The organism is Amycolatopsis sp. NPDC051071 (assembly GCF_040682875.1).
Classification (GTDB): domain Bacteria; phylum Actinomycetota; class Actinomycetes; order Mycobacteriales; family Pseudonocardiaceae; genus Amycolatopsis.
In genome coordinates this window covers 1-1,497 of sequence record NZ_JBFBBY010000328.1, presented here as the reverse complement: position 1 = coordinate 1,497, position 1,497 = coordinate 1, and the positions used below count along the sequence as shown (strand labels likewise).

Genomic DNA, 1,497 nt, shown 5'->3' with positions numbered 1-1,497 from the left:
CCGCCAACGCCAACGGCTACCTGCTCACGCAAGCCGGACAGGCCGTTCCGGTGGATCGCGCGGCCCGCCGGTTGTGGTCGGTGCCGGTTGTGCTGTCCACTTCGGTCACAGCGGGCACGGGGTGGTTGGCGGACTTCGCCGGTTCCACCGTGCTCAAGGCACGCGAAGACGTGACGATCACGTGGTCGGAGAACACCTACGAGAAGGATCTGTTCGGTGCAGGCGAGGACGGGAACCTGTTCGAGGCCAACATGATCCGCTTCCGCTGCGAGGGCCGGTTCGGCTTCGCGGTCACGCGTCCGGCTGGTGTCGTCAAGCTGGACTTGACCGCTTAGTCCGTACTCACGACGGCTGCGCATCCACCCAGACCAAGCCCAACTCGTTACCGCAGTCGTTACATGTCGTCTTGTCCCAATGTCCGCCCGGACGTGCGAGGTACTTGGTGTCCTTGTTCCTGTGCTCGCATCGCTTCGGCAGAGGCCTCGCGCCATCCCGTGCCGCGTCGCGCTTCGCGCGCTGTGAATCTCCAGCCACGTCGAACTAATATCCCTATCGCTAAAAGTCGAATATCCACTATGGACACGGTCCCCCGCGCTCGCCGACTGGAAATCGGCTAGTGCGGGGGATCGTGCTTCCACCATCCACCATCCCGCCATCCCTCGGGAGACGCGAGGGATGTCAAGCCCGGCAGGGGCGGTCGAGGGGCACATTGCGTCGAGACGACCCTGCCGGACACTTTTAGTCGACGGCTCCGTACTTGGTCGCAGCCGATTCCAGTAAGGCCGATACCCGCTTGGCGCACGCCCCGAATATCAGGCAGTACGCCAGTTCGAACGTCGTCGTAGCGGTCGCTCGGTCCTCGATTGTCTTCACGAGCCTGTCGACTGAGCACACCTTGCGCATCTCGACCCTGAACGAGGCACTGTCATGCTTCCGGCAACCACCAGGAGCACCGGAGGTGATGAACCTGATCCGAAGCCCGCGACGAGTCCGCGTGAAGTGACATTCCGCAACCTGCAACAGAACCGTTCCGAGCGTCACCTTCCCTGCATGATCCAGTGCACCGTGCAAGCTCTTCGGAAACACGTACCTCACGGTGTTGTCGTTCGGGGATTCGCACAGCCTCCAGCCCCGATACTTCATGTAGAAGTCGTTGACATATAAGAAATTATCCCACGTCAGAGCGTCGACAACTTGCGTCATGCCATGTCCTTCACTACGCCCATGGTGTGCACCAGGTTCTTGTATTCCAGCTCTAAGCTGGACATGAGCCGTTCCCGTCCACGTGGGGTGGACAGGTGCAGCACAACGGCATCCCCTTGCCGCTTCATAAACGTGTGTTTCGCCGTGAACCGCTTGCGATGCAGAGAGACAAGAATCCCATACAAGTCGCGATCTTCCAGTCGGACAAGGCTTGCGATCTCGCGGAAGGTCATCCCGAAAGTCGTCTTGTGGGCAAGGGTTTGCAGTACGACCCGTTCACCACCTGAGATCGTC

At 60.5% G+C, this 1,497-nt stretch carries 3 protein-coding genes; 1 reads left to right on the top strand and 2 read right to left on the bottom strand.

Features of this window, described 5'->3' with window-relative positions; all coding sequences use genetic code 11:
- Nucleotides 1-335 (top strand): phage major capsid protein (locus tag AB0M65_RS40840; protein WP_364041058.1); only part of this gene is annotated, 335 nt, incomplete at its 5' end.
- 403 nt (nt 336-738) lie between these two features.
- Here the strand turns inward: AB0M65_RS40840 and AB0M65_RS40835 are convergent.
- Nucleotides 739-1,203, bottom strand: a complete 465-nt coding sequence (locus AB0M65_RS40835) for a hypothetical protein (RefSeq protein ID WP_364041055.1) — start codon at nt 1,201-1,203, stop codon at nt 739-741.
- Nucleotides 1,200-1,497 (bottom strand): hypothetical protein (locus AB0M65_RS40830; RefSeq protein WP_364041052.1); only part of this gene is annotated, 298 nt, incomplete at its 5' end. The genes AB0M65_RS40830 and AB0M65_RS40835, both read right to left, overlap by 4 nt.

What these genes read in the sequence shown, in the direction of transcription:
- AB0M65_RS40835 (WP_364041055.1), bottom strand. Translation starts at nt 1,203, where the DNA reads ATGACGCAAGTTGTCGACGCTCTGACGTGGGATAATTTCTTATATGTC.